Annotated in this window: 22 protein-coding genes and 1 tRNA gene; 7 read left to right on the forward strand and 16 right to left on the reverse strand. The window is 59.4% G+C overall.

Going from position 1 to position 18655, the window contains the following annotated elements; translation table 11 throughout:
* Position 1: 1 nt before the first annotated feature.
* On the reverse strand, positions 2–2140 hold the full coding sequence (locus tag NW830_RS00670) for a polyribonucleotide nucleotidyltransferase (RefSeq protein ID WP_414359841.1): 2139 nt from the start codon (positions 2138–2140) through the stop codon (positions 2–4).
* Positions 2141–2465: 325 nt separating this feature from the next.
* On the opposite strand from NW830_RS00670, the gene NW830_RS00675 reads away from it, so the two are divergent.
* Positions 2466–4115, forward strand: a complete 1650-nt coding sequence (locus NW830_RS00675; protein ID WP_414359839.1) for a 2-isopropylmalate synthase — start codon at positions 2466–2468, stop codon at positions 4113–4115.
* 89 nt (positions 4116–4204) lie between these two features.
* On the opposite strand, the gene NW830_RS00680 is transcribed toward NW830_RS00675, so the two are convergent.
* From NW830_RS00680 to NW830_RS00700, 5 genes are all read right to left on the reverse strand, one after another.
* Positions 4205–5203, reverse strand: coding sequence for an ABC transporter ATP-binding protein (locus NW830_RS00680; protein WP_414359838.1), 999 nt, complete (start codon positions 5201–5203; stop codon positions 4205–4207).
* A gap of 111 nt (positions 5204–5314) precedes the next feature.
* Entirely contained in the window at positions 5315–5518 is a 204-nt protein-coding gene (locus NW830_RS00685; RefSeq protein WP_011431036.1) for a phycobilisome linker polypeptide, read from the reverse strand.
* 161 nt (positions 5519–5679) lie between these two features.
* Entirely contained in the window at positions 5680–6165 is a 486-nt protein-coding gene (gene apcB, locus NW830_RS00690) for an allophycocyanin subunit beta (protein WP_414359836.1), read from the reverse strand.
* Positions 6166–6223: 58 nt separating this feature from the next.
* Positions 6224–6709: an allophycocyanin gene (locus NW830_RS00695; RefSeq protein ID WP_414359834.1), complete on the reverse strand. Its 486-nt coding sequence runs from the start codon at positions 6707–6709 to the stop codon at positions 6224–6226.
* A gap of 166 nt (positions 6710–6875) precedes the next feature.
* On the reverse strand, positions 6876–7568 hold the full coding sequence (locus NW830_RS00700; protein WP_414359832.1) for a hypothetical protein: 693 nt from the start codon (positions 7566–7568) through the stop codon (positions 6876–6878).
* A 365-nt stretch (positions 7569–7933) separates the two neighbouring features.
* Between NW830_RS00700 and NW830_RS00705 the strand changes: the two genes are divergently transcribed.
* From NW830_RS00705 to NW830_RS00715, 3 genes are all read left to right on the forward strand, one after another.
* Complete coding sequence (locus tag NW830_RS00705) at positions 7934–9094, forward strand: HhoA/HhoB/HtrA family serine endopeptidase (RefSeq protein WP_414359830.1); 1161 nt, start codon at positions 7934–7936, stop codon at positions 9092–9094.
* A gap of 161 nt (positions 9095–9255) precedes the next feature.
* Positions 9256–9864: a sigma-70 family RNA polymerase sigma factor gene (locus NW830_RS00710; RefSeq protein ID WP_414360078.1), complete on the forward strand. Its 609-nt coding sequence runs from the start codon at positions 9256–9258 to the stop codon at positions 9862–9864.
* 36 nt (positions 9865–9900) lie between these two features.
* Positions 9901–10677, forward strand: a complete 777-nt coding sequence (locus NW830_RS00715) for an anti-sigma factor domain-containing protein (RefSeq protein WP_414359828.1) — start codon at positions 9901–9903, stop codon at positions 10675–10677.
* A 4-nt stretch (positions 10678–10681) separates the two neighbouring features.
* Here the strand turns inward: NW830_RS00715 and ubiE are convergent, their stop codons facing one another.
* The 4 genes from ubiE to NW830_RS00735 form a co-directional block, all read right to left on the reverse strand.
* Positions 10682–11395 (reverse strand): bifunctional demethylmenaquinone methyltransferase/2-methoxy-6-polyprenyl-1,4-benzoquinol methylase UbiE, encoded by a 714-nt coding sequence (ubiE, locus tag NW830_RS00720; protein ID WP_414359826.1) that lies wholly within the window; start codon positions 11393–11395, stop codon positions 10682–10684.
* A gap of 50 nt (positions 11396–11445) precedes the next feature.
* A complete protein-coding gene (locus tag NW830_RS00725; protein WP_414359824.1) occupies positions 11446–12237 on the reverse strand; it encodes a hypothetical protein in 792 nt (263 codons plus the stop codon).
* Between the two features lie 57 nt (positions 12238–12294).
* A complete protein-coding gene (locus NW830_RS00730; protein ID WP_414359823.1) occupies positions 12295–12567 on the reverse strand; it encodes a hypothetical protein in 273 nt (90 codons plus the stop codon).
* A 266-nt stretch (positions 12568–12833) separates the two neighbouring features.
* Complete coding sequence (locus NW830_RS00735) at positions 12834–12983, reverse strand: hypothetical protein (RefSeq protein WP_414404514.1); 150 nt, start codon at positions 12981–12983, stop codon at positions 12834–12836.
* Positions 12984–13431: 448 nt separating this feature from the next.
* On the opposite strand from NW830_RS00735, the gene cobU reads away from it, so the two are divergent.
* The 3 genes from cobU (at position 13432) to NW830_RS00750 (ending at position 15117) form a co-directional block, all read left to right on the forward strand.
* Positions 13432–13995 carry a bifunctional adenosylcobinamide kinase/adenosylcobinamide-phosphate guanylyltransferase gene (gene cobU / locus NW830_RS00740; protein ID WP_414359817.1) on the forward strand — a complete coding sequence of 188 codons (564 nt, stop codon included), beginning with the start codon at positions 13432–13434 and terminating at the stop codon, positions 13993–13995.
* Between the two features lie 82 nt (positions 13996–14077).
* On the forward strand, positions 14078–14578 hold the full coding sequence (locus NW830_RS00745) for a CRR6 family NdhI maturation factor (RefSeq protein WP_414359814.1): 501 nt from the start codon (positions 14078–14080) through the stop codon (positions 14576–14578).
* Positions 14575–15117 (forward strand): hypothetical protein, encoded by a 543-nt coding sequence (locus NW830_RS00750; RefSeq protein WP_414359812.1) that lies wholly within the window; start codon positions 14575–14577, stop codon positions 15115–15117. The genes NW830_RS00745 and NW830_RS00750 overlap by 4 nt, the downstream gene beginning before the upstream one ends.
* On the opposite strand, the gene NW830_RS00755 is transcribed toward NW830_RS00750, so the two are convergent.
* From NW830_RS00755 to NW830_RS00780, 6 genes are all read right to left on the reverse strand, one after another.
* Positions 15110–15595, reverse strand: a complete 486-nt coding sequence (locus tag NW830_RS00755) for a YbhB/YbcL family Raf kinase inhibitor-like protein (RefSeq protein WP_414359810.1) — start codon at positions 15593–15595, stop codon at positions 15110–15112. The genes NW830_RS00750 and NW830_RS00755 overlap by 8 nt on opposite strands.
* Before the next feature lie 48 nt (positions 15596–15643).
* Positions 15644–15728: transfer RNA gene (locus NW830_RS00760), tRNA-Ser, on the reverse strand.
* Between the two features lie 69 nt (positions 15729–15797).
* Positions 15798–16205 (reverse strand): DUF2358 domain-containing protein, encoded by a 408-nt coding sequence (locus NW830_RS00765; RefSeq protein WP_414359808.1) that lies wholly within the window; start codon positions 16203–16205, stop codon positions 15798–15800.
* Positions 16202–16999 (reverse strand): MBL fold metallo-hydrolase, encoded by a 798-nt coding sequence (locus NW830_RS00770; RefSeq protein ID WP_414359805.1) that lies wholly within the window; start codon positions 16997–16999, stop codon positions 16202–16204. The genes NW830_RS00765 and NW830_RS00770 overlap by 4 nt, the downstream gene beginning before the upstream one ends.
* Before the next feature lie 4 nt (positions 17000–17003).
* A complete protein-coding gene (locus NW830_RS00775) occupies positions 17004–18344 on the reverse strand; it encodes a TldD/PmbA family protein (protein WP_414359802.1) in 1341 nt (446 codons plus the stop codon).
* Positions 18345–18357: 13 nt separating this feature from the next.
* On the reverse strand, positions 18358–18639 hold the full coding sequence (locus tag NW830_RS00780; protein WP_414359799.1) for a DUF4351 domain-containing protein: 282 nt from the start codon (positions 18637–18639) through the stop codon (positions 18358–18360).
* Positions 18640–18655: the final 16 nt, after the last annotated feature.

Consider the following 18655-nt stretch of genomic DNA (forward strand, 5'->3'; position numbering starts at 1 on the left):
CTCAACGGCGGTGGCTGCGCACTCGCGCCGCTTCCTCAGGGCTAATGCCAAGCCGGGTGAGGTTGACACGGCCCTTGTGATCGATGCTGCGCACCTTGACCACCACTTCGTCTTCCACGGCAACTTCATCTTCGACGCGGGTGACGCGGTACTCCGCCAGTTGCGAGATGTGGATCATGCCCTCCTTGCCAGGCAAGAACTCCACAAAGGCGCCAATAGGGAGGATGCGGGTCACCCTGCCTAGGTAAACTTGCCCTTCCTCCACTCGCCGCACTAGGTTTTCAATCATGGCCCGCGCCGCTTCAGCCTGGCCGCTAACCGAGGAAGAGACCGTGATTGTGCCATCGTCGCTAATGTCCACCTTGGCCCCCGTTGCTTCAGTAATGCTGCGCACCATCTTTCCGCCGGGGCCGATGATCTTGCCGATGTCTTCTGGATCCACCTTGAAGGTAAGCAAACGGGGAGCCGTTTTGGCCAACTGAGGCCGAGGGGCGGGAATGACCTCCAGCATTTTGTCGAGGATGTAGTCCCGCCCAGCCTTGGCTTGCAGGAGGGCCTTCTCGAGGATGTCAACGGTGATGCCGGTAATTTTCATGTCCATCTGCAAAGCGGTGATCCCCGCCCGCGTGCCGGCCACCTTAAAATCCATGTCCCCCAAAAAGTCCTCGATCCCTTGGATGTCAGTGAGGATACGCACCTCGTCCCCTTCTTTGATTAGGCCCATGGCTACGCCGCTAACTGGCGCCTTAATCGGCACCCCGGCATCCATCAAAGACAGGGTAGAGCCACAGACTGAAGCCATCGAGGTGGAGCCATTGGAGGAGAGCACCTCCGAGACTACCCGCACCACGTAGGGGAACTCCTCCTCCTTGGGCAGCACTGGCACTAGGGCCCGCTCCGCCAGCGCCCCATGGCCAATCTCCCGCCGCCCCGGCGAGCGCGAGGGCCGCACTTCTCCCACAGAAAAACCAGGGAAGTTGTAGTGGTGCATGTAGCGCTTTTCGTCCACTGGGTGCAGGTCGTCCAACTCCTGGGCATCGCCAGGGGTGCCTAGGGTAGTAATGGAAAGGACTTGGGTGAGGCCACGATTGAACAGAGCACTGCCGTGGACTCGCGGGATCAAGCCCACCCGGCAGGAGACCGGCCGCACCTCGTCCAGCCTGCGCCCATCTACCCGCACCCCCTCTTCCAGGATCTGCCGGCGCATCAGCTTCTTGAGGAGGGCCTTGAACTGGTTGTCCAACTCCTTGGGGTTTTCCAGCAGGTAAAGCCTTAGGGGATCCCCCTCTGGCCGTTCCTGGATTTGGGCCGCCAGCTTGGCCTTGATGGCCTCCAATTGCTGCTCGCGGCTGGTCTTGTCCAAAAACTGTCTAAGGACAGAGCAAATCTCCTCCTGCGCCTGTTCTGCTACAAAGGTAACCAGCTCCTCATTGACGGGGGGCGGGGGCAGTTCCACAGGAGTGATGTTGAGGTCGGCAAAGACTTGCTGTTGAGCTTTGAGCAGCTCCTGAACAGCCTCGAATCCAAACTCGATAGCCTCAACCACGTCCTTTTCCGGCACCTGCTTGGCGCCCGCCTCGACCATGATCACGCCGTCGGCACAGCCAGCTACCACCAGATCCAGGTCGCCAGCCTCGATTTCCGCATAGGTAGGGTTGATGATAAACTCATCCTGGAGTAGGCCAACTCGCACCGCTGCCACCGGGCCGTTGAAGGGAATGCGGGCACCGTGAACGGCCAGGGAGGCTCCTAAAATGCACAGCACATCGGGGGGCACCTTGTCGTCCACAGAGAGGGTGGTGGCTACAATTTGTACGTCGTCCCGTAGCCACTCTGGAAACAGCGGCCGCAGGGGTCGGTCTATGAGACGCGAGATCAAAGTAGCCCGCTCTGGGGGGCGACCCTCGCGCCGCAGGTAGCTCCCTGGGATCCGGCCAGCAGCATAGAGGCGCTCCTCATAGTCCACCAGCAACGGCAAAAAGTCAGCCCCCTCACGATTGGCCTGGCGCGTGGCCGTAACCAAGACCGAAGTTTCCCCACAGGTCAGCCAGACTCCACAGCCTGCCTGGGGGGCCATCAAGCCAATATTGATGTCAATTTCCCGCCCGTAGAAGGAAATCGACCGAGTATATTCTGCCATGTAACGCTTCGCCTTCCTCTTTTCCTTGCCGCTATCGTAGCATTTTGGCCCGTTGAAGTAGGCAACCCCTGCCGAGCCACTAGGCCTCCGGCCACTTCTTTTGCAGGGGCTAGCTCAGCCTCACCCGATTTCTGGGTTGGCCAAGAGACTGCAGAAGGCGGTTGGCAGTACCTCTCCAGGCGCCAAGGATCTGGGGCCTTCAGCAGCCGCTGAAGTCCTCCCGGCGGTTATAGCTTGCTTCTATAGAGCAATAAGCTAGGGGCTTTACGGCGCTTCTAGTAATGCCAAAATAAAAAGCACTGTCTACCTCTTCAATCGAAAAGTTATGAACGCTGCCGCAGCTTCTACCTCTTCCTCATTTGATGGCCAAGCCTTGGATCATGTGCTTATTTTCGACACCACTTTGCGCGACGGAGAGCAGTGTCCCGGCGCAACCCTCAACACTGAGGAGAAACTGGCCATTGCCCGGCAACTGGCTCGGCTAGGGGTTGATATCATCGAGGCGGGGTTTGCCTACGCCAGCCCTGGCGACTTTGAGGCGGTGCAGAAGATAGCTGAGCACGTGGGCACCCCCGATGGCCCCGTCATCTGCAGCCTGGCTCGTGCCCGCAAGGCTGATATCGAAGCGGCAGCTGAAGCCCTCAAACCCGCTGCCAAGCCCCGCATCCATACCTTCATTTCCACCTCTGACATCCACCTCAAGTACCAGTTGCGCAAAACCCGCGCAGAGGTGCTGCAAATTGCTGAAGAGATGGTGGCCTACGCCAAGTCCTTTGTGGACGATGTGGAGTTCTCCGCCATGGATGCCACCCGCTCTGATCCCGAATTCCTCTACGAGGTCCTCGAAGCAGCCATTCGGGCCGGGGCCAAAACCATCAATATCCCTGATACCGTTGGCTACAGCATGCCCGAGGAATTCGGCCAACTGATTAAAAGCATTCGCGAGAACGTGCCCAGTATTAAGCAGGCTATCATCTCTGTCCACGGCCACGACGACCTGGGAGTCTCAGTAGCCAACTTCCTGGAGGCCATCAAGCAGGGAGCGCGACAGGTGGAAGTAACCGTTAACGGCATTGGCGAGCGGGCCGGTAACACAGCGCTGGAAGAAGTGGTGATGGCCCTGCATGTGCGCCGCAGCTACTTTAACCCCTACTTTGGGCTGCCGGTGGACTCCGAAAAACCGCTGACTCACATCAAAACCCAGGAGATCTACCGCACCTCCCGCCTAGTCTCCAACCTCACCGGCATGTTGGTGCAGCCCAACAAGGCAATTGTTGGTGCCAATGCCTTTGCCCACGAATCCGGCATCCATCAAGACGGGATGCTCAAAAACCGTCAGACCTACGAAATCATGGACGCCCAAACCATCGGTCTGCAATCGAGCACCTTGGTGTTGGGCAAACACTCGGGCCGCCACGCCTTCCGTACCCGCCTCAAGGAGCTGGGCTTCGAGTTGTCAGAGCAAGAGCTAAACAAGGCTTTCTTGCGCTTCAAAGAGCTGGCCGACAAAAAGAAAGAGATCACCGATCTCGACCTAGAGGCCATCGTCAACGATGAAACCCGGCCAGTGCCGGACCTCTACCGGCTGGAGCACGTGCAGGTGGTGTGTGGCAATCACGAGACGCCTACAGCTACTGTGCGCCTAATTACCCCTGAGGGGGAGGAAAAGGTGGATGCAGCGGTGGGCACGGGACCGGTGGATGCGGTTTATAAAGCTATCAGCCGCATTGTCAACATTCCTAACCAGCTCATTGAATTCTCTGTCCAGTCGGTTACCGCCGGCATTGACGCCATGGGGGAAGTTACTATCCGCCTGCGCCATGAAGATCGCATCTTCTCCGGCCATGCTGCCAATACGGACATCGTTGTTGCCTCCGCGCAAGCCTATGTGAACGCCCTCAACAAGCTCTATGCCGCTCTGCATGCAGCTCGCTCGACGGCTGCCCAGAGGGAGGCTGCTACGCAACAAGTTTGACCACGAGCACAACAAGCCCTCTCCTTGCTTCCAAAGCCAGGCTCCTGGGCTCCCTCTCCTGCCGGGGGGCAGTCCGGGGGAATCTAACCCTAGGGGAGGATCCCCCCGGCAAACACTCGGCCGATAACCTCTTCAATTGGCGGATCGGTTACTGTCAAGTCCAACACCTCCAGCTCTGCCAGCAGCCTGGCCACTGTCTGGGTGAGCTGTTCCCGCCGCACCCACAGCCGCACCTCGCAGCTGCTGCCAGGATCCCCTTCGCTGCGCAGCTCACCATAGGATTGCAGTTGCGCCAAGGAGCAAGGGCGGGCCAATTCCAGCTTCACCTCGCGATAGGGAGCAAAGCGCTGCCGCAGCTCTTCTAGGTTGCCATCGTAGATCAGTTGCCCGCCGCTAATCACCAGCACCCGCTCACAGAGGGCTGTAATATCAGCCATGTAGTGGCTGGTCAGGAGCACTGTTGCCCCGTAGCGGCGGTTGTAGTCCCGCAGAAACTGCCGCACAGCAGCCTGGGCATTCACATCCAACCCCAAGGTGGGCTCGTCCAAAAACAAAACCTGCGGGCGGTGGAGCAGGGCCGCCAGGAGCTCTGCCTTCATCCGCTCCCCTAGGGAAAGCTTGCGCACCGGTTGATTTAGCTTGCCTTGCAGGTTGAGTAACTCCGCCAACTCCTCCACCCGATCCTGAAACACCTTTTCCGGGAGCTCGTAAACAGCGGCATTAATGCGCAAGGAGTCCATCGCCGGGAGATCCCAGAGGAGCTGCTGCTTTTGTCCCATCACAAGGGTAATCTGCCGCAAAAAAGCTGGCTCGCGTCGGTAGGGCAGATGGCCGACCACCTGGACCGTACCACTGGAGGGGTAGATGAGACCTGTTAGCATCTTTAGGGTGGTGGTCTTGCCAGCGCCGTTTGGCCCCAGAAAACCTACCACCTCCCCCGCCTGAATCTGAAAGCTCAAAGACTGCACTGCCGGGATGTAGCGATAGGTGCGGCGAAAAAAGTGACGCAATGTGCCCACTACCCCCGGCTCCTTGATGGCCACTGGGTAGACCTTGCTCAGGTTGTCAACAGCAATAATTGGCTCCAAACTCTCACCCCCACAAAATAGCCAGACTGACTTCCCCAGCCCCAAGGCTAAGCTCCCCAAAGCTGGGCCTACCAGATCTGGCCAGGAGGCAACAGCAGATGGGCAAGGGAACTACAGCAACCCCACGTCGATTCCTGGCTTGCCGGCAACCAGCTCTACCTTCAGGATGCGGCCACCCGACTTCTGAATGCGCTGCTGCTCGCGAAACCAGTTGTCGTAGGGTACCAACTTGGTGAAGTAGGTATTCTGCAGCTCCCGTTGGGTACGAATTCGGGTTTGGCTAGGCACGCAAGCTGTAATCTTAAACATCCGCATGGTGCAAGGATCCCCCTGACAAATGGCTGACTCAACCAGCAAGGCAGGCGACCCACCTCAGAAAGCTCGCGTACCCTAGTTAGCACACCAGATCCCTGGGGCAAGTCGCCTGTCGTGCTTGTTAGAGGCTAAACCTCAGGCCAAGGCCACAATGTTGGCAGTTAGCTTAGGCCGGAGCAAATGTAGTCAAAGTACACACCCATTTCTTTGCCGGCTTCAGGACCCACCAAAGCCGCAGTTACCTCCTTCATGGCTTGGATGGCCTGAATCGTTGCCCCAATTGGCACTCCCAGCGAGTTGTAGGTTTCTTTGAGGCCGTTGAGCACCCGCTCGTCGAGGATGGAGGGATCCCCTGCCAACATGGCGTAGGTGGCATAGCGCAGGTAGTAGTCCATGTCGCGAATGCAAGCAGCATAGCGACGGGTGGTGTACATGTTGCCACCAGGGCGGGTGAGATCCGAGTAGAGCAAAGCCTTGGCAGCAGCATCCTTAATGATGTTGGAAGCGTTGGCTGCAATGGTGGCAGCCGCCCGCACCCGCAGCTCGCCCGAGGCGAAGAAAGCCCTCAGCTTGTCCATGGCCGAGCTGTCGAGGTACTTGCCTTGGACATCGTAGCTGTTGATTACAGCAGTAATTGCGTCTTGCATGATGAGCTTCCTAAATCCAATCCGTGAACCTTAAACAGAAGGCAGTTAAACAAAAAGACTAACTCATGGCTCCCGCGACAAAGTCAAAGTAGTAGGCCGCTTCAGCCGCGTCCTCGGGAGACAACAGACCCATGGCTACCTGCTTCATGAGGCGAATGCTCTCCGCCACTGCCGGCAGGGGCGTGCCCAAGGAGTTATACATCTCCCGCACACCTACCAAGCCGATTTCCTCAATCGGCGTAACATCGCCGGCAACGATCCCATAGGTAATTAGGCGCAGGTAGTAGTCCATATCCCGCAGGCAAGTTGCCGTCATCTCCTCTCCGTAAGCGTTGCCACCTGGAGAGACAATGTCGGGACGCTTTTGGAAGAGCTGATCGGCTGCTTGCTTAACGATGCGCTCACGCGACTCAGTCAAGACTTGAGCAATGCGCAGCCGCTTCTCCCCCGAGGTGACGAAGGACTTAATGCGATCCAGTTCTCCCGGGCTGAGGTAGCGGGCTTCCGCATCCGCATTCACAATCGACTTCGTGATAACGCTCATGGATAGCCATCCTCAAGTCGTTTTTTTAAAAGAGTATGACAGGCATACCCCCATGTTATTCTCCGATATGCCTGCCGTCTGCCATCTCAGATCTTCACACTTCTTAAAGTCCCTCCCAGGCAAGGAGCTCCCCTCCCTGGCAACGGCTGCAGCGGCTAGCCCTCGTCTAGGGCAGATAGGGTTGAAAGTCTTGGGTAACCCTCAAGGTCAGGCTGGCGTTGGCATCAATCACCGCCACTTCTGGCGCTGTCACGTTGCCAATCACAGCCCCTGCAGCTGCTCCGCCCAGCACTTTCTCTGTTGAGATCACCCGGTCACCCAGGAGGCCCCCTAGGATGGCCCCTGCAGCTGCTCCAATCAGGGCATCTTGGACAATGGCTTCCGCAGAGGTATGGCGGGGATCCTTGCGCAGCGGGATCACCTGGCTTTGGGCGTAGAGGGGGTAGGATTGGCCGTTAAAAACCAAAGCTCGCGAGACAAACTGGGTGCCGCCGCTTACTGGCTGGAATTGACCTTCTAGGATGGCTCCCGCCGGGACGACCGTGTTGCCGTAGATATCCCGCAGGGGAGTTTCCAGACTGAGGCTGACGGCGCGGGTTTCACCAGGGGCAAGCAGGAGGGGCTCGGCAGAGCGATGCACCGCTTGGATTAAATCTCCAGAGCGCAATAGCAGCGTGGTTCGCAGTTGAAAGGGCTGGCCAGAGCCGTTTCCCCCTGCCGCCGGATTTACAGGACGCCATCCCTCGCCAGGGGGTGGGGGTGGCAAGGGATCCCTTTGCGCCAAAACCGGCGCAGCTGGTGGTAGCCAGAGCAACCCCCCCAGCAGCGGAGCCAACAGGCAACGGGCTCGGTTGGTCATGGTCTTATCCCTGAGCTACACTTCTAGGTTAGCGGCAAAAACCAAGTGCAAAGGCTTCTTTGGCTTCCCCCTCCATCAAACCCACTCCTAGAGGGAAGTCAGCTTCCCAGAGCAGTAGATTCTGCTGCTCTTTTGACTGGATAGCAGTGCGGAAAAGCGCCATAGTTCTGGAATACCTGCTGCCCGTGCTAGATTGGGCCTAGGTTTTTTCCTCCCCGTGGGGCTTTTTCCGCAATCCCAACTCTTTCCCTGTGGCTATGAAGTCCAGCCCATCTATGCCAAACCAACCCTCTCCCAGTTCAGGCCCTTCTGCTCAGCCTGACCAGTCGCCTCAAGGGAATAGAGTCCTTCCCTTTTTGCAGCTTTTGGCAGTCTCCGCCCTCAGGTCTCTTTTTGCGTCAGTGCTGCTGGTGCTCTTGGGCATTGGTCTGGGAGCAGCGCTAGGGGGAGGCAGGGGGGTATCTGCTCAGACGACGGCAACTCCACCCCAGCCAAACCTAAATTTTATTGCCGAGGTGGCCCAGAAGGTGGGGCCGGCAGTGGTGCGCATCGACTCAGAGCGGACAGTCAACGTTCCTGGGGCTTTCCCAGAGGAGTTCTTTAGCGATCCGTTTTTCCGCGAGTTCTTTGGCCAGGTGATCCCTCCCCTGCCGCGGCAGCGACGACAGCAAGGGACGGGCTCCGGCTTTATCATTAGCCCGGATGGCCAGATCATCACCAACGCCCATGTGGTGGAGGGATCTGACAAGGTGACGGTGACGCTGAAAGATGGCCGTAGCTTTGAGGGCAAGGTTATTGGCACGGACCCAGTTACGGACATTGCAGTGGTCAAGATTGACGCCCAGAACTTGCCAACGGTGAAGCTGGGCCGCTCCGAGCTTCTGGAGCCGGGTCAGTGGGCCATTGCCATTGGCAACCCCCTGGGGCTAGACAACACGGTAACTGCCGGGATCATCAGTGCCTTGGGCCGTTCCAGCAGCGAGATCCGCGTGCCCGACAAGCGGGTGTCTTTCATCCAGACGGATGCGGCCATTAATCCCGGCAACTCCGGCGGTCCGCTGCTGAATGCCCAAGGGGAAGTGATTGGGGTCAATACCGCCATCATCCAGGGAGCGCAGGGGTTGGGCTTTGCCATTCCCATTGAGACAGCGCAGCGGGTGGCCAACCAGTTGATTACCCGGGGCAGGGTGGATCACCCCTATTTGGGTATCCGCATGCTCACCCTTACTCCTGAGCTGAAGGAGCGCCTTAACCAGGATCCCAACAGTCGCATTTTCGTAACCGTGGATCAGGGGGTGCTCATCGGCGAGGTCATTCAGGGATCCCCAGCAGAGCGGGCGGGCCTGCGGGCTGGAGATATCATCCTCTCCGTCAATGGCCGCCCTGTAACCACTGCCGACCAAGTGCAGCAAGAGGTGGAGCGCACTGAGGTGGGCAGCAAGCTAGAGCTGGAGATTGAGCGAGGGGGGCGGCGGCAAAAGATCCAGGCGGTCACCGGCTCTTTCCCGACGCCAAAGCGCAGCTAAGCAACTGCTGTTCAAGCCAGCTGGTTGCTACAACCAAGAGGGGGGAGAGGAGGTAACGTTCCGCTGGACTTCGGCGGCAGGCTGGCGCTCTTGCGGGGGAGGGGGACGGTGGGGCAGCTACTATGGATCTGTCTCCTCTGGCGTTCTGGGTAGGGTCCAGCATGGTTAAGCAGCGGAGAGCCCTATCCCCTTGGTGCAAGCAGGTGAGGAATTGGCCAGCCTGCACTGATTTGGAGCTGATGGAAGCCCTCAAAGCAGGGCAGCCTGCTGCTCTGGCCGCCCTCTATGATCGCTATGCCAGCTTGGTCTATGGTTTGGCCCTCCAGATCCTAGGCTGTGTAACTGAGGCCGAGGATCTGACGCAAGAAGTGTTCGCCACCCTCTGGCGAAAGCCCAGCCACGATCCCAAGCAGGGATCCATCAACAGTCTTTTGTGTAGGTTGACCCGAGCGCAGGCTCTTGAGCGGCTGCGCTCTCAAGGCAGCCAGCGGCGCCCCTGGAAGCCCTGGCAGCCCCTGCTCATTGCCAGCAGCAGATCTCCAGCCCCCTTTGAGCAGCTTTCTGTGGAGGAGCGGCGGCAGCCAGTTCAGGAGGCTCTCAGTCAGCTTTCGGAAAGCCAGCGCCAGCTACTGGAGTTACTCTACTATCGAGGGTTAAGCGCAGAGGATATCGCTCAAGAGCTGGGGATCCCGCTGGCCACAGTCCAAGCTCGCTCTCGCCAAGCCCTTTGCAAGTTGCGACGATCCCTGCGCCCCCTGCTTGGCCAGTAAAGTTTTGAGCCCTGCCGCAGGGTTGTTGGGATAGCCATGTCTTCTGCCTCCTCCCCCCTTTTTCCTCTTCCCGCTGAGCTGGAAGAGGCAGTCCTGGCCGATTACCTGCTGGGGCTCTTGCCCCCTGAGCAGGCAAGTGCCCTGGAGGTGCGCTTAGCTCAAGAGCCGCAGCTATTGGCAGAATTACAAGCCCTCCAGGAAGCTCTGCATTTGTTGCCCTATGGGCTGCCGGGGGTGATCCCTTCAGCCAGTTTGCGCAGCCAGGTCATGGCAGAGACAGGCACCCCACCCATCCCCCCACCCCCAGCCTTGCCCTCTCTGGGCCTTGGTCGCCTCCAGCTTGAGGGGCGGTGGCTGAGGGGCTTAGCGGCGGTAACTTTGTTGTTGCTGGTTTTCGATAACTGGCGGCTGCGGCAGACCCTGCAGCCAGCTCCCCTAGAAGCGGTGCAGGCGCTGGCCCAGTTGTTCCAACAGCCGGGATCCCGCCTGATTACCTTGCAGGGGGAGGCAGGGTCGGCTAACTTGCTGTTTCGCCCGGGGGAGTGGCAGGAGGTGGTTTTGGCGGCAAGGGATCTGCCTCCCTTGCCTGCAGGGGAGCGCTACCACCTTTGGCTCAAGCTGGACACCGAGGAGATGCTCTATGGCGGCAGCTTTCAGGTAGATGGCCAGGGCACCGCCATTGTTGCGTTGCGCCCGCTACAAACGCCTTCCAAGGATGCTCCTGTCCAAGAAGTGCTGATTACGGCTGCCGCCGTCCCCCCAGACCTTGGCGGCAAGGTTCTCCTTAGCGCTAGGGTGTTGGGAGAAAGGTGAGTCCCTAGCGAACAACCAGGAGCACTCCCATCATGCCACCGGCTAGGGGGTAGAACTTGGCAGCAGAAAAGCCCAGCTGCAAGGCCATTTGCCGCTGTTGTTCTCCGCCGGGAAAGCGATCCAAGCTGGGAGCGATATAGGCATATTCGGATGCCAATCCAAAGGCTTTGGCCTGGGCAACAACGTGGGTGGTGAGGTACCAGCGCTGAAAGCTCTCAAGGAAAGGAATCCCAGCGGGGCGATGGAAATCCAAAATGGCGGCGCGACAGCCAGGTTTGAGCACCCGGTAAATCTCCCGCAGAGCCTGAGGGATATCGGTTACGTTGCGCAGGCCATAGCCCATCGTAATGGCATCAAAGCGGTGGTTGGCAAAAGGCAAGGCCAGCGCATTGCCCAAGACCCACTCTAGGGAGTAGCCGGGGAGCAATTGCTGGGCACGGCGCTGGGCAATGGCCAGCATGGCGGGGGAGAAATCCAGTCCCACTACTTGTCCGCTTCGTCCCACCCTCCGGGCCAGTTGCAGGGCCAGATCGCCAGTGCCACAGCAGAGATCCAACACGTGCCCGCCCGGACCGGCGCCCGACCAGCGCACGGCCATGCGCTTCCAAACCCGATGGAGGCCCAGGCTCAGGGTTTGGTTGAGGGCATCGTAGTGGGGGGCAATGCGGTCGAAGAGCTCGCGAATCTGCTCAGGGCGCTCAAAGGCTGGGCTAGGCACTGCTTGTCAACTCCGCTTGGCGTTGTTGTGGCAACAATCTCTAGGCAGGGCTACGGCGGCACCGGGATTCCGCTAACCCCAACTTGGTAACGGCGGCTGGGATAATCCGCCAGGCTTAGGGACAAGGAGCGGGAGCCGGCTAAGCTGGAGGCGGGGATGCGGATGGTTCCCTGGAAAACGGGGCTGTTGGGAGGCAGCTCCCCGGGCAAGCCCTGGGTGAGAGCGTTGATCGACCGGCCGTTGTCGTCAGTAACGTTCAGGAAGCTGTAGAGAAAGCGCACTGCTTCCGGCGAATTGTTTTGCACGGCAACGTTCAAAACCACCTGCCCTCCCTCGCGTCGCACAGAGAGCACCTGCATGGCAACCTGCCCACTAGGGGCCACCTGTGGGGGTGGGGGAGAGGGTGTAGACCTAGGGGGTGGCGAGGGGCGCGCTGGTGGCGGAGAGGGGGAGGCAGGCTGCAGGGTAGGGGAGGGAGAGGGGGCCAATGCCAATTCGGGAGACAGGGGACGGAGAGGAGTGGGGGTGGGAAAGACAACGACTGCGGGTGGGGGTGTGGAAAGCGGAGTGGGAGTGGGGGGTGGCTGAAGAAAGGCTTTCGCTGCCGCAATTACCTCGGCCTCACTGAGAAGGGGCACGGTACGGGGATCGCGAACGATCCCGGCGGAGGAAACCTGGCTGGTTTTGGTAACAGGAGAGGAGACCCCCGAGAGAGCGCGTTGGCCGAAGAGATAACCCAAGCAGCCGCTCACCACTGCCGTAAAGAAAAGGGCCCCCACCCACCCCACCTCTCCCAAGAAGCTGGAGGTGAACTCTCGCACCCGCCTGAGCAACCTGCGCAAAGAATGCTCGCTCCTGCTAGGGACTTGTTCTACTATGGTACGCAAGCCATCGGCAAGCTACGCCCCTGGCCCAGAATCTGGGTGCTCCTGCAGCTGGCCGCGGAGAGCGGTGCTATCAAGGTTGGGCAGCCGTTCTCCTAACCACCAGCTTGGATCCTCCCAGCTCAGGGATCCCAGCCACTTGGCGGCGCGATCTGCCAAGACCAATCCCAACAAAACAGGAGCAGTGGAGATCCCCAGCGCCAGGCTTAGCCAAAGGGGAGGAAAGGTTTGCGAGGCGGCTGAGGAAGTATTTTGGGCAGGGGAAGATGCCGGTTTAAGATCCATCATGTCTGCGTTCTGAATCGGGACTTGTAAACCTACCCCTAATTGAATTGAACCTCATCCTAACTCCAAACTTACGGATCTAGAAGCTTTTGCTTAAACTCAGTTAGTGCCGCCAGAGTTTCTTGATCCAGGGGGCGACAAAGAAGAGGTGCTGCTTGACGTATTGCTGCAAGAGGCCAATCCCACCAGGCAAGCTGGCTGAGCTGTTCGATTACCTCGGGTGAGAAGCGGTAGCGAACTACTTTGGCGGGCACACCGGCAACAATTGCCTAGGGCGGGAGATCCCTTGTCACCACTGCAGCCATTCCAACAACCGCTCCGTTTCCAATCGTCACTCCTGAGCGAATTATGGCGCCATGGCCGATCCAAACATCGTGTCCAACCAGAATATCTCCGCGAGTCAAAGGGTGACCTTCCAAGACGCGCAGCTCACTCCAGCACTCGGGTAGGTGAGTGAAAGGATAGGTAGTAGCCCAGTCAGTGTGGTGCTCGTAGCCTGCAAAAAATGTACCCCTTGTGCAATTGAGCTACAGCGGCCAATCTTTACCTGCGAAGGTTCTCCTAATCCAATGAACGAAGAACTCACATCCATAGCTGAGAGAGCCAATATTAACCAAGGGAAACGGCTCTAAGCCTCTATAGGCAAAGTATGTTTTCTCCTCTAGTTGTGGGCTGTGTTGAATGCGGATAGGCATAGAACCTCAGTTCCCTGGATCGGGGCTTGCTAAGGTCAAACGTAAGCCTAAGTAGAGTGTGCCCCAACTCCGCGCAGGAGTCTTCAAGTCTTACACTTTGAACGAAGCTGGAGGCAGTAGAGGCTACCCAATACTGAGCTAATCTAACGATTGACTTCCATCCCAATGCCTAATGTCGATTGTACTTATCTGTGGTCCTGCCCGCTGTGGCAAGAGTCGGCTGGCGGAGAACCTAGCCGCGGCTTCTGCCCTGCCGGTCATCTACCTGGCCACCGGGCCCAAGCCCGACCCTGAGGCCGACCCGGAGTGGGCGGAGCGGGTTCAGCAGCACCGGCAACGGCGTCCTCCCACCTGGCAAACCTGGGAAACCAAGCCAGACCTGGGCTCCGAACTGCAGAAGCTGCCCCAGCCCTGTTGTGCCCTGGTGGATTCGCTGGGGGGCTGGGTGGCGCAGGGCCTGGAGTGTTCCCCTGAGGAGTGGGATCCCTTGGTGCAAGCGTTCCTAACTGCCTTGCAGACCTGTGCGGGGAAGGTCATCTTGGTCTCCGAAGAAGTGGGCTGGGGGGTGGTGCCTGCCTATCCGCTGGGGCGGCGGTTTCGGGATCGGATGGGGGAGCTCACCCAGAAGCTGGCCCCGCTGGCGGAGCAAGTGCTTTTGGTTACGGCTGGCTTTGTTCTTGATCTCACCCAGCTGGGGATCCCGCTGGCAGGGGTGAATAGCCCAGAGCTGAGATAAGCTGCAATGGGTTGATGGTATCCGCGGATAGGGTTTCTCCCTTGCGGAAGCCCTCGCCTAGATCGAGACTGGGTTAAAGCGATTGCTTGTCGTCGTGCCGATTACCTTCTACCTGCCCGCCAAAGCCATTCAAACCCTGGATTTAACGCCGGGCCATGAGTTGGTGAAAACCTTGATGGCGGATCCCGTTCGCTCCGCTCAGCAGGTGCAATGTTCCATTGATTGGCCGCGCAGCCCCGACGATCCGCGCGAGCTCTCGGAGATCCCGGAAGTGCGCCTGTGGTTTATCCGCTGGGATACGGTTTACCCCTGGATGCCCTACTTTCTTGACTGGCGCAGCGGTGAGCTGGCTCGCTACGCTGCCATGCTGGTACCCCACCAATTCAACCCCCGCGAAGGGATCGTCTATAACCCCGAAGCACTGGAGATCTTCGTCTATCAGAAGATTTTCGTGCTAATGCGCTGGTTTAAGCAGCAGAAACTGGGATCTGTCTCGATGCTGCGGGACATGGCCTTAGTGTTTGGCTTCGAGGTGCAACCCGAGTTTCTGAACCTCTGGGAAGCCGAGACCGGAGAACCATGAGAGTGATGGTAGCCGACACCTGGCCTGGAATCCCAGCAGCAGCGGCAGTGGCAGAAGCCTGGCAAGAGGCGGTCCCCCGTCCCTGGGGGCTGCTCCGCGTGGATCCCAGCCCTTCTGAAGCACAGCTCAAGGCCCTCTGGCAACAGATTGCTGCCTGGGAAGGGGAAAGGGATCCCCTGCTGGTAGTACCTGGCACCCTAGCCGATCCGATAGGGCCCAGCCAAACCTGGGCCGACCTAGCTGCTGCCTGGGGGTTCAAGGTACTTCTGACGCTGCCTGAGGAAGCGGCCCTTAGCCAGGGAGCTGCTTTTGCGGCCTTGCTTCACCAAGCCAAGACTCACTGTCTGGGATGGGTGTTGCTGGAATCCGCATCCGGCTCCTCCCTAGAAGAACCCCCCTTGGTCTGGCAGTTGCAGGCCCAGCTGGGGATCCCCGTCTTGGGTAGGAAAGCAGTGGCTGGCCCTGGGGTGTGGAGGGAAGAGCTGTGGGATCTCCTCGCTGTAGAACCTGGCCTTAGGCTGGGGAGGCTACCTACTTAACCTGCGCAGGAGAGCTTCCCTTTTTCTGATAGGTGCCCATCAGTTGCGCCTGGGCGAGGATGTGGCCTTCCATGGCCTGTAGCAGGGCCTCTTTGGTGGCCCCTGGTGCTAAGGCCAGTTGACTGTCCAGGGCGTAGAGGGTGAAGAAGTAGCGGTGGGTACCGCTGGGAGGGCAAGGGCCGCCATAGCTATTGCGTCCCCAACTGTTTTGCCCGTGGACGGCCCCCTGGGGCAGGTCGCTGTCGGAGCGGATCCCTTCTGGCAGACTCGTGACACTGGCGGGCAAGTTGTAGACCACCCAGTGGACAAAGGTGCCTCTGGGCGCGTCAGGATCATCCATGATTAGGGCAAAGCTTTGGGTTCCTACAGGTGCCCCCGACCAAGTCAAGGGGGGAGAAAGGTCTTCTCCTTCACACGTGTAGCGGGAGGGGATGGGTTCTGAGGGGGCAAAAGCGGAGCTAGCAAGCTGCAAAGTCATAGAACCAGAGCTTCCGCAAACTTCAGCAGCTGGCGAAAGGTTCTAGGACGGAGAGAGTGGGATTCGAACCCACGGTGAGTTGCCCCACACAGCATTTCCAGTGCTGCGCCTTCGACCACTCGGCCATCTCTCCAGCGCACCTACGCAGCCACTTTTCAGCAGCGCCGAAAAGCGAGCTTTTTAATTCTAGCAAAGGAAAGAGCTAGGCTACTCCCAAAGCCTGCAGCAGCACCTGCCAGCGGGAGCAGCGCCAGTAGTCAATGTGGGATTCGATAAGACCTGCGGGGTTAAGCCGCATCTCTGTCCAGCCGGGGATGCACAGGCGGGGGCGCCAGGGCAAAAAGGACAGGGATCCCCTCAGCGTCCACTCGCTGCGGATGTGGCTGCCGACCTGTTGAATGTCGTGCAGCTCAAGATGGATATCCTGCAGCCAGCGCTCTAGGCTAGCAATCATGGCCCGGTAGCGATCCAGGCCGCGAAACTCGTTGAGGGGATCCCGGAAATAGACCTGGGGATCGTAGAGGGAGTAGGTTTGATCCCGAGGAAAGCGGGCGTAATCGGCCCGCAGGATGGCCACCAGGTCAAGGCTGGACTGAGAAGGGTGGCTCATGCTCTGACCTCAGCAGGAAGGGATACCGTTTCCCCCGGGGCAGGACAGCACAGCCGGATGGATTGGCCGGTGGCGGCGTTCAGGGATCCCAGCTTTTCCCGGAACTCCTCTAGGCTCCCCAGAGGGCGGATCTGGGCGGCAAACCAGCCGTGGTAATCTACCTCTCCCATAGCGGTGGGAATCACCTGCTGTGGGCGCAGGGCGGCCACCACCTGCAGGGCCCGCTCCGGCCCCATGATCACCTCGCCCAAGAGGGGAAAGATCTGCCCCACCACCGGGATCAGCAGGGTGTGGATGGGGGCAAACTCCTGCTGCAGCCGCGGGCGGATATCCGCTTGGGAGAGGTGGGGCTCGTAGTAAAGCCGCGTCTGGGTCGGCAGCTCTTCCAGCAAAAAGCCCAGCTCCCGCACCGGCCCTAGGGGTGCTCCCGGAACCGCTGTGATGCGCAGATCTCCCCACTGCACTGACTGCCAGGGATCTAGGGCCTGCACCCTCTTAAAGCCAAGGCTCCTTGCCACGCCGGCGGCTGTTGGAGAAGCGAAAACCGGGATCTGCCGGTTCAGCCGCTGCAGGGTGGGGGGGTGGCAGTGATCCGGCTGGCCCTGGCTGAGGAGGATGGCGTCGAGTTTGGGCAGGGTTTCCGGTGTGAAGGGCGGCACCTGGCGGTGCTCCAGGCGGATGAACCAGGGCAGGCCAAAGAACACCAAGGGATCCACCAGCCACGGATCCAGCAGAAAAGTCTGGGTCTGGGTATGGATTAGCCAACTGTTGAGGTCGATGCGGGTGAGTTTCATGGTGCTACTGCCCGGTGATGGAGAGATCGGCTACCCAAATGCGGGGACACAGACCAGCAGGGGTGATTTGGGGCTCCGGCTCGACGTAGAAAATCGACTGCAAGAGTTCTAGAAAATCCCCCGCTACCGTTGCCGCCTCAATACTGATGCGCTCTCCCTGGCGCACCCACCAGCCCTGAAAGGGCAGGGAAAAGGATCCCTGCAGAGGCTTGACTCCGGCATGGAGAGCCTGCAGCTCGTCAATCCAGACCACATTCTCAGCCGTGGCCAGGTCGTAGGTGCTCTCTGGCGGAGCCCCGGCAAAGACGTGGTAGTAGTGGGCCGCCACCGTCACCTTGGCGCCGATATTGGCATGTCCCGTGGGCTGAGCCCCCAGGCGTTTGGCGGTGCCAGCGCTGTGCAAAAAGTGGGTCAGAACTCCATTGGTGATGAGGGGAACGCGGCGGGTGGGGGTGCCTTCGCCGTCAAAGCTAATTGCGCTCACGTTGGTAGGGTGCAAGGCGTCATCACACACCGAGAGCAGCGGCGAGGCAATCTGCTTGCCCAGTGAGTCAGGAGTGGACAGGCTTTGGTTGTCCAGGATGTTCTGGGCGTTGAAGAGATTGGAGAAAGCGCCCAAGAGGCTTAAAAAAGCTTCCCCAGAAAAAACCACTGTGTATTTCCCCGAAGGGATCCGCTCGTACTCCAGGTGGCTGATGAGTTTCTCGGCCGCTTCCTTGACGCAGCCCTGGATATCCAACTCCTCTAGACTGCGGGCCACCCGCACAGCGCCGGCGCTGCGGGGTTTGCGACCCTCTTGTTCTGCCTTGCCGTAGAGAAAGACCGAGGCCAGGGTGTGGCCCTCCTGCCGCAGGGCTTGGTCGCTGTTGAGGTAAAAGCGGTCGATCTGCCGCTGGGCCAGGCCGTTGTAGGGTACCCCCTGGATGGCGGGATGGGATCCCAGTAAAGCCTTCTCGGCGGCCAGCAGTTGCTCTAGAAGCTCGCTGGCCAGCGCCAGCGGCCTTTTGTCGTTACAGGGCTGGAGAATGGGCAGCTTCGCTTCTGGACTCAATTGGGGTGCGTGTTCCCGCACGCCGAAGTGGCTGGCTTCCAAGGCCGTCTGCAGAGCCAGTTCCAGCCCTGCCTCGTCCACAGCAGTGGTGGAAGTCACCCCCACCTGGCCCTGGTCGTTCCAGGCCCGCACCGTCACACTGCAGCGGTGAGAGGCTTTTACCTGACGGGGCTCCCCCTGCTCCACCTGCACGCTGGTCTCGTCCACTTCGGCTCCGTAGAGATCAAACTGGGGGATCCCCAAACGTTTGGCACAGCTTTGCGCCTGTTCGGCCAAGGCCTCAACTTGCAGCATCGCTACTCCTTCCCTAGCGACGGGCCAGCCAGGCGGTCAAGTCCTCCACGCTGTGGAAATCCAACAAAGCTTCCCCCAGCGCCTCCAGCTGCGACGGCGGCAAGGCCCAAATCTTGTTTTCCAAGGCCGGGTCAAGGGATCCCAGCTTCCGCCGCAAAAGCTGCAAAACCAGGGTTGCTTCCCCGTGTTGCAAACCCTGCTGTAAGCCCAGTTGCAGGCCTTCTTTGCGCCCTGCTTCCAACCCCTCCCGCAGAGCTTCTGCCCGCCACTCCTGGTAGATTCCTAAGGACCTCATGATTTGCCAAATCAAG

This window comes from Synechococcus sp. OH30 (assembly GCF_047462175.1).
In the GTDB taxonomy this organism is placed as follows: domain Bacteria; phylum Cyanobacteriota; class Cyanobacteriia; order Thermostichales; family Thermostichaceae; genus Thermostichus.

Coding starts and splice junctions, on each gene's coding strand:
- NW830_RS00670 (WP_414359841.1), bottom strand. CDS start 2,140: ATGGCAGAATATACTCGGTCGATTTCCTTCTACGGGCGGGAAATTGAC.
- NW830_RS00675 (WP_414359839.1), top strand. CDS start 2,466: ATGAACGCTGCCGCAGCTTCTACCTCTTCCTCATTTGATGGCCAAGCC.
- NW830_RS00685 (WP_011431036.1), bottom strand. CDS start 5,518: ATGCGGATGTTTAAGATTACAGCTTGCGTGCCTAGCCAAACCCGAATT.
- apcB (WP_414359836.1), bottom strand. CDS start 6,165: ATGCAAGACGCAATTACTGCTGTAATCAACAGCTACGATGTCCAAGGC.
- NW830_RS00695 (WP_414359834.1), bottom strand. CDS start 6,709: ATGAGCGTTATCACGAAGTCGATTGTGAATGCGGATGCGGAAGCCCGC.
- NW830_RS00700 (WP_414359832.1), bottom strand. CDS start 7,568: ATGACCAACCGAGCCCGTTGCCTGTTGGCTCCGCTGCTGGGGGGGTTG.
- NW830_RS00710 (WP_414360078.1), top strand. CDS start 9,256: ATGGTTAAGCAGCGGAGAGCCCTATCCCCTTGGTGCAAGCAGGTGAGG.
- NW830_RS00715 (WP_414359828.1), top strand. CDS start 9,901: ATGTCTTCTGCCTCCTCCCCCCTTTTTCCTCTTCCCGCTGAGCTGGAA.
- NW830_RS00730 (WP_414359823.1), bottom strand. CDS start 12,567: ATGATGGATCTTAAACCGGCATCTTCCCCTGCCCAAAATACTTCCTCA.
- cobU (WP_414359817.1), top strand. CDS start 13,432: ATGTCGATTGTACTTATCTGTGGTCCTGCCCGCTGTGGCAAGAGTCGG.
- NW830_RS00750 (WP_414359812.1), top strand. CDS start 14,575: ATGAGAGTGATGGTAGCCGACACCTGGCCTGGAATCCCAGCAGCAGCG.
- NW830_RS00755 (WP_414359810.1), bottom strand. CDS start 15,595: ATGACTTTGCAGCTTGCTAGCTCCGCTTTTGCCCCCTCAGAACCCATC.
- NW830_RS00765 (WP_414359808.1), bottom strand. CDS start 16,205: ATGAGCCACCCTTCTCAGTCCAGCCTTGACCTGGTGGCCATCCTGCGG.
- NW830_RS00770 (WP_414359805.1), bottom strand. CDS start 16,999: ATGAAACTCACCCGCATCGACCTCAACAGTTGGCTAATCCATACCCAG.
- NW830_RS00775 (WP_414359802.1), bottom strand. CDS start 18,344: ATGCTGCAAGTTGAGGCCTTGGCCGAACAGGCGCAAAGCTGTGCCAAA.
- NW830_RS00780 (WP_414359799.1), bottom strand. CDS start 18,639: ATGAGGTCCTTAGGAATCTACCAGGAGTGGCGGGCAGAAGCTCTGCGG.